The 7,564-nt window shown below is 54.5% G+C and carries 4 protein-coding genes and 1 tRNA gene; 4 read left to right on the plus strand and 1 reads right to left on the minus strand.

The window, feature by feature from the left end; all coding sequences use genetic code 11:
• Positions 1-8 precede the first annotated feature (8 nt).
• From RMSM_RS08235 to RMSM_RS08240, 3 genes are all read left to right on the plus strand, one after another.
• Complete coding sequence (locus RMSM_RS08235) at positions 9-380, plus strand: hypothetical protein (RefSeq protein ID WP_008694083.1); 372 nt, start codon at positions 9-11, stop codon at positions 378-380.
• A gap of 234 nt (positions 381-614) precedes the next feature.
• Positions 615-702 (plus strand) — tRNA-OTHER (locus RMSM_RS40425).
• A gap of 113 nt (positions 703-815) precedes the next feature.
• Positions 816-2,489: a TROVE domain-containing protein gene (locus tag RMSM_RS08240; protein WP_008694085.1), complete on the plus strand. Its 1,674-nt coding sequence runs from the start codon at positions 816-818 to the stop codon at positions 2,487-2,489.
• A gap of 141 nt (positions 2,490-2,630) precedes the next feature.
• On the opposite strand, the gene RMSM_RS08245 is transcribed toward RMSM_RS08240, so the two are convergent.
• Positions 2,631-4,898, minus strand: coding sequence for a GmrSD restriction endonuclease domain-containing protein (locus RMSM_RS08245; protein WP_008694086.1), 2,268 nt, complete (start codon positions 4,896-4,898; stop codon positions 2,631-2,633).
• Between the two features lie 198 nt (positions 4,899-5,096).
• Here RMSM_RS08245 and hsdR point away from each other — a divergent pair, with 198 nt between their 5' ends.
• Positions 5,097-7,457, plus strand: coding sequence for an EcoAI/FtnUII family type I restriction enzme subunit R (gene hsdR / locus RMSM_RS08250; RefSeq protein WP_008694088.1), 2,361 nt, complete (start codon positions 5,097-5,099; stop codon positions 7,455-7,457).
• Positions 7,458-7,564 lie beyond the last annotated feature (107 nt).

Genomic DNA, 7,564 nt, shown 5'->3' on the forward strand with positions numbered 1-7,564 from the left:
GCGGAAACATGAAAACCACAACCGAAACCAGATCCAAATCCGTGACCACCGTCGCGGCCCGGATCGCTGGCGAAGACATCGCCAAAGGTGACTACGTCACCATCCTCAGCGAGATCATCGAGCTTCCCTCCTACTTATGGAGCTGCTCGGGCATCTCACAACCCATCGACGAACCCGTACGGACTCGCTACCTGCCGCGTGCAGTTGGCGAACCGCACAAAGTCGTCGCCGTTTGCTTGCCGTTCGTTTACGCGAAGCGCCCCAAAGGCAACCTGATCGCGTTCGACACACGACAGCAACAACTCGTCCGGCTTGACCGAGACAACGGTCGCTCGCTTTGGAAACAAATGCGAAAGGCCGCCAAGAAGAAAACGAGATAGAAAGCGTACACGAACTTTGGAAGTTTGAAGTTAGAAGGGATCAGATTCCTAACTTTTCACGCTTCTAACTTTTTGCTTCGCCCGCTTCATCGATCTCGCCTTTTATCAAGGCAAACACAGTGCATTACTACCAAGTGGGGTTAGCATTCAGTTTGCCATTCACCTGAACGGCAAGCTGCAAGCTTACCCCGCGACAGGGCAAACCATTGCGTGTCGAGACGGTCCCATTTCGTTCGGGACGTTTCGCTCGCGGTGGCGCTATGCAAAAACACCGATCCGACTGCCGGAGTGGAGTCCATAGGTTCGATTCCTGTCGTCCCGACTCCAACCGCGCCGAGACGTTTCTCGGTCGCGGCCCCACAACGGGGCGAAGCTCATTTGGGAGCAACCTCTGCACCAAACTTCGTCGGATCGCTTTTTAGTAAGGAGGTCACCATGGCCAACAAGTCTCTATTCCAAAGCATCACCAGCTTCCTGCCACGCGCAACCGTGGTCAACGAAGCGGGCGGACCAGCGTACAAGTTGTCCGCGAAGCATGCGCTTGCGCAAATGGCGGCGACCGGCACGTTCGGTAACGTCTACTATGAGTCTGCGCAAAACCAACTCGACGCGATGCGAAAGCTGATCGACGAGATCGACGACAACGAGTTCCTGGCAAAGCTGGCCGTCTATTCACGTGAGCGTGCTTACATGAAGGACATGCCGGCGGCGTTGCTGGTCGTGCTGTCAACGCGAGACACCAAGCTGATGCACCAAGTCTTCGACCGAGTCGCGGATAACGGCCGCGTTCTGCGCACCGTTTTCCAAATGACTCGTTCGGGACAGTTTGGTCGCAAGGGCCTATCGTCTTCGCTGCAGCGTGCGTTTCAACGTTGGCTGAACGACGCGTCTGTTGGCAAGTTGCTCTCCGCCTCGATCGGAAACGATCCGAGCCTGCGAGACATCCTGCGAATGGCACGTCCAACGCCGAAGGATAACACACGTCGTGCGTTGTTCGGCTGGCTGACCGATAAGCCAGTCGACAAGTGGGCTCCGGCAACGGAAACCGACTTACCGGCGACGGTTCAGTCACTGATCGCGTTCCGCGGCGCCGACACGGCCGAGGCACAGGCGTTGATCGCGGGCGACCTGCAAGTTCGATGGGACTTGCTAGCCGACGCAGCCAAGGGACCGTTGGTTTGGAAGGCGATTGCACGACAAATGGGACCGCAAGCACTGCGAATGAACCTCAACACGCTATTGCGTCACGACGCATTCAAGAAGCCTGGAATCCTCGGATTCGCAGGAGCCGACAACGCGATGATCGACTACGTGGTCGGCCAACTGGCTAACCGCGACGCGATCGCTCGCAGCCGTCAGTTCCCGTACCAATTTCTGGCAGCTTACATGAATGCATCGGACGAGGTTCCAAGCAAGATCAAGACGGCGTTGCATGACGCTGCCGAGATCGCGTGCGGAAACGTGCCAAAGTTACCAGGCCCAGTCATCATCGGACTCGACACGTCAGGTTCGATGGGATGTGCCGTCACGGGTAACCGTGCGGGTCGACATGGCGGTGGGGGCGGAACGTCAAAGATGCGATGCGTCGATGTTGCGGCACTGTTCGCAGCAGCGATCCTGCGTCGCAACCCAGACAGTGTCGTGATTCCGTTCGATACGCAGGTTTACAAGGCAAAGGTCGATCCAAGCGATACGATCCTGTCACTGTCAGCACGCTTGTCGAAGTACGGAGGCGGAGGAACGGATTGCTCGCTGCCATTCGTTGAAGCCAACACACGTTACGCGAAGCAAGCCTTCGCCGGCATCGTGCTGGTCAGCGACAACGAAAGCTGGATCACCTCGGGGCGACGATACGGCTACGGCCAAAACGGTTCAACCGGCGTGATGACCCAATGGGAGAAGTTCAAGAAGACCCAGCGTGGACTCGGCGTTGTCGATCCGAAGCTAGTCTGCATCGACATCCAACCCTACGGAACCAGCCAGGCACCTGAGCGAGACGACATCCTCAACATCGGCGGCTTCAGTGACGCCGTGTTCAACATCGTCTCATCGTTCCTAGAAAACGACGCGTCCCGCTTCGTCCGCGAAGTGGAGTCCGTCGCACTGTAAAGTGGGATAAGCATCCTGCCTGTCGAAAACACAGGCTAAGAGCCTATACTACGATCGAAACGCCCGCGGAGGAGAAGTTCTCTGCGGGCGTTTTTTGCATTTCTCCCGAGGGCGCTGTAGTGATCCTATACTTATGCAACTTTAGAATCGTTGATTCACGTAGGTATGAATCTGACTCGGCAGTAACTCGGAAGTTGCAGCGCCTGTCCGGACAAAGAACTGCTCGGATCCGTCTTTTTGCTTTAAGTAGGCAGGCGCGTAGCCGGCCTTGCACTCCAGAACGAGAACACGTTTGCCGCCGAAGTCGCAGAAATGTGGCTGAATGTTTAGCATGTGCTGTGTGCCAAGCCGTTCTTTGATGATGTTGACTAAATGAAGATTCATCTTGTCTTCATTGGAAAACTTATCGACTTCAATTCCCAAAGCATTTCCTGAATCATCAACCCCGATAACAAGAAACCCACCGCTAGTATTCAGGAACGCAGCAATGGTCTTCAGTACCGAGTGCTCCATTTTGATGTCGTTCTGGTTGGTGTGCAGATTAACGCGGAGCGTTGACTTGAACTCGATCCCGTTGCCTTCGCCCTGAGCGACGATTTTGTCGACCGCGACAATTCCGAGTTCGGGCTCTTTATGTCCTTTGGATTCCAGCTTTCGATAGCCGTCCTGAATCACCCTCGCTATAAGTTTGCGACGAGCTTTGAGGAATTCGGAGTATTCCATCTGGTGCCAATTTACCGGCAAAGCGTGCCAGTAATACATCTTGTTCAAATCGTCGTCGCTGAATCGACTTTCGTATTCGGGTGCGTAGTCACCGGGAGCTGACGCTGAGATCGCGTTGTTGTCGTCCCATTCCACCAATGCATAGTTGGCGAGTTGGTTTCGTTCGCGTTGCTGGGAAATTCCGGCGTCTTCCAGGTGTTTCCGAGGGAACAGGTGGTGCTTTTCCGCTCCGGCGCGAATCGCATTGAGTGATGGGTCGAGAAGGTCAAACACTCGTTTTTGCGAAAACAGCACGCGGGCATCGAGCAAGTTCAATGCAGCGTAATAGGCATAGTGTGCCGGACCGGATGCCGCAGCCGTCACCAACATGTTTGGTAACGCAATGTTCCAGAAGTCGTTCGTGAAGGTTGAGTCAATTTTCCCGTCAATCCACGCAACGAATGCATCGGCGTCCGCACACTGGCTGATGTCTCGCAAGTCCCTCTCCATGACCGATTCAGGCGAACTCGAATAGCGGCCCGTGATTGAGACCATGAAAAACCAGCGAGCGATCACTTGGGCGAGTTTGAACTTGTCAACTTTGTACTGACACTTCCCAAGCAGATAAAAGATTTGGCTGTATAAGATCGCGTTCTTCGAGCTGATCATCTTGCCGCTGCGGAACCCAGCCTGCTGGATCACTTTGAAGAAGTCATGCCAGTTCTGAAGGTTTAGCGACTGCTTCTGAGCGTCTTTTAGGGTCGCAAACTGCTTTTCTCGAATCTCTGGGCTGGATTCGCTTGTGGCTAAATCCTTACCACGCAGCAACGCATACGCATACTTCAGCACGGCACGATTGAAACCGAGGCCAACTCCGAGTCGCAAGAGCTGATCGGGGCTTGGTTGGAGGAAGTGATTGAATGGGTTGGCAGTGTCCGTTGACGGCTGCTTCGCAGCACGACAAAAGTCCTCTAATTCGCGACGTCCTTCATCCCAGTAAACCGACATTAGCGTCAGTATGAAATCAGCTTGATCGAGCGTTTTGCCTTCACTATTGATCCGCACAAAAACTTCAGAGACTTCCTCCGGCTCAGCCTTCTCGGAAAGCACGAGTGCAGTGAACGGATACTGGCTCAAGCTGTAGAGCTTATTGATGCGTGTCTGTATCAGTGATTCTTCTTCCGCATCAAGCGATTTCCCATTCTTCTCGCGATGCTCCGAGAGGTTCTTCAAGAACGATCCGACGAATGAGAAGATGTTGCCGCCCTTTTCCCAGAGGCGTGAGATATCGGGAATGAACTCGGGGTCGTTCTTGGAGGCAGCGTTGGCGACGGCGAATTGCTCGTCCGATGGCCGGAAAGCAATTTCGATTTTTCGCTTCTTGTAGTCTTCGTCCACGACACGAATGCCCTTCAGCACCGCAAAGAGCGAAGTAAGCCGCTGCTGGCCATCGACGATCAACATCTGAGGAACGAGCTGTTCCTTCTGCGTTCCAATCGTCTTTGCCTTCAGCTCTGCACCGGTTTGCCAAAACAAAAAATATCCGACGGGGTAGCCGCGATACATCGAATCAAACAGATTGCGGATCTTTGTGTTCGACCAAACGAACGGACGTTGGATATCGGGAAGCCCGATGCTGCCAAGCTCGATGCCATCTAACAGCGTTGTAAGCGTGTAGTTGATTTGGCTGAATTTTGTGTTGCTCATAGCGTTCCATGAATAGCGGCGTTCTTGCCCAGAGCACGTCTGTCATGCCCTTCGATTGCTACGAAGCGGGCGTTGTCCAGCTTCAATTGCTCTTAAACTTGCCGTCTTGTTGCCTTTTTCAAGGCCAAACGATAGCATGTTTGCTGTTCACTGCACAGCCGCGTGGCTGTTTTCCGCGTATTTTCGCGACTTCCAACAATGGCCAACGAAGCCGATACCTGCCGAAAGTACGTCGTCCCGCGCCTCCAGGCTGCGGGCTGGGAGGAAGAACCGCACCGAATCAACGAACAGGTCACTTTTACCGATGGCCGGATCATCGTCACAGGCAGGCGAGCCAAACGACGGCCCGGAAAGCGGGCCGACTATATCCTTCGCCACCGACCCGACTTCCCGATCGCTGTCGTCGAAGCGAAGGGATCGTACGCAACGCCGAGTGACGGACTGCAACAAGCCAAAGATTACGCCGAGATCCTTGGTCTAATGTTCGCTTACTCGACCAACGGTCACGGGATTGTCGAGTTTGACTACACGACTGGCATCGAATCGGAGCTGACTGCGTTTCCAACCCCAGACGAGCTTTGGCGACGACTCACGCAAGCAGAATCCATTACCGAGACGGCCGCCGAATCAGTTCTCGCGCCGGCATATCACTTGAGCGGATTTTCCCCGCGTTACTACCAAGAGATCGCGATCAACCGCGCTGTCGGTGCAATAGCCGGCGGCACGCCAAGAAGTTTGCTGACGATGGCCACTGGAACCGGCAAGACCGTCGTTGCCTTTCAGATCTGCTGGAAGCTGTGGTCATCGCGTTGGAACCGAACCGGTAGCCATCGCAAGCCGCGAATCTTGTATCTCGCTGATCGGAACATCTTGGTCGACGATCCGATGGCTAAGACGTTCGCGCCATTTGGTGACGCGCGCTACAAGATCACCGGCGGCAAGATTGTGCAAAGCCGCGAGATGTACTTCGCGATCTACCAATCCATTGCCGAAGACGCAAACCGTCCAGGGCTTTACAAAGAGTTCGAACGTGATTTTTTTGACTTGATACTGATCGACGAATGCCATCGAGGTAGCGCTCGCAACGACAGCAGTTGGCGTGAGATTCTCGAATACTTCTCGCCAGCAATTCAAGTCGGCCTTACCGCCACGCCACGCCGCGAAGACAATGCCGACAGCTACGACTACTTCGGCGATCCGATCTACACCTACAGTCTGCGGCAAGGGATCGCCGACGGTTTTCTTGCGCCGTATCGCGTCCACCGGATCGTCACGACTTGGGACGCGGTCGGTTGGCGACCCAGTGCGGGCGAACTCGATCGGTTCGGTCGCGAGATTCCTGACGAAGAGTATCAAACCACGGATTTTGAACGAGTCGTCTCGCTACGTGCGAGAACGGACGCCGTCGCTAAGCACCTCACGGAGTACTTGAAAAAGACCGACCGCTTCGGCAAGACGATCGTATTTTGTGTTGACCAGGAACACGCCGACGAAATGCGTCGCGCCCTCAACAATTTGAACGTGGACTTGGTTCGCGATTACCCCGACTATGTTTGTCGCGTCACCTCCGACGAAAAAGAAATCGGTCGCGGACACCTGAGCAACTTCCAGGATCTAGAACGACGCACCCCAGTCATTCTGACCACATCGCAACTGCTAACTACCGGTGTTGACGCCCCTACCGTTCAGAACATCGTACTGGTACGGATCATCAACTCGATGACCGAGTTCAAGCAGATCATTGGTCGCGGGACGCGGGTACGAGACGACTACGGAAAACTGTTCTTCAGCATCCTCGATTACACTGGATCGGCAACCCGATTGTTCGCGGACCCTGACTTTGATGGCGATCCGGCCATCGAAACCGAACAGACAATCAACGACGAAGGCGAAACGGTTGTCGATGAAGTCATCACGGTTCAAGAGGAAGAGGAAGGCTACGAGGTCACCACTGAACTACCGCCAGATGAACCTGACGAGCCACGGCGAAAATTCTACTTCGATGGTGGCCAAGTCGAGATCGCCGCGCATCTAGTCTACGAACTTGACCCTGACGGAACGCAACTTCGCGTCGTCCAGTTCACCGATTACACAGCTGACAAGGTGCGGACGCTGTATCGCAACGCTGCCGAGTTGCGAGGCGAGTGGGCGGATCCGCAAAAGCGCAGCGACATCATTGAGAAGCTAGAAGATCGCGGCATCGACTTCGACCAGTTGGCCGAATCGGCGAACCAACCTGATGCCGACCCACTCGATCTGATCTGTCACCTAGCGTTCAACGCACCGTTAAGGACACGCCGTGAACGTGCTCAGCGACTGCGAAGCGATCGCAGCGACTTCTTCGAGCAGTTCGGCCCTGAGGCACGCAGTATTCTCAACGAACTACTCGACAAGTACACAGAACATGGCACCGCTCAGTTCGTCATCCCAGACGTTCTGGAGGTTCCGCCAATCAGCGAACACGGCAACGTGATCGAGATCGCCAAGCGGTTTGGCGGCGTGGAAGAACTCCGCAAAGCAATCATCCAACTTCAAACGCTGCTGTACGCAGCCGCGTAGACGAGAACCAACTATGCAAAGTCTTATCCGTAAATTGCTGTCTCGCTGGTTCGGTAAATATTATGGTTGGCGAATAATCCATCGAGCGTCTGATAAATACTACAGAG

This window comes from Rhodopirellula maiorica SM1, from assembly GCF_000346295.1.
Classification (GTDB): Bacteria; Planctomycetota; Planctomycetia; order Pirellulales; family Pirellulaceae; genus Novipirellula; species Novipirellula maiorica.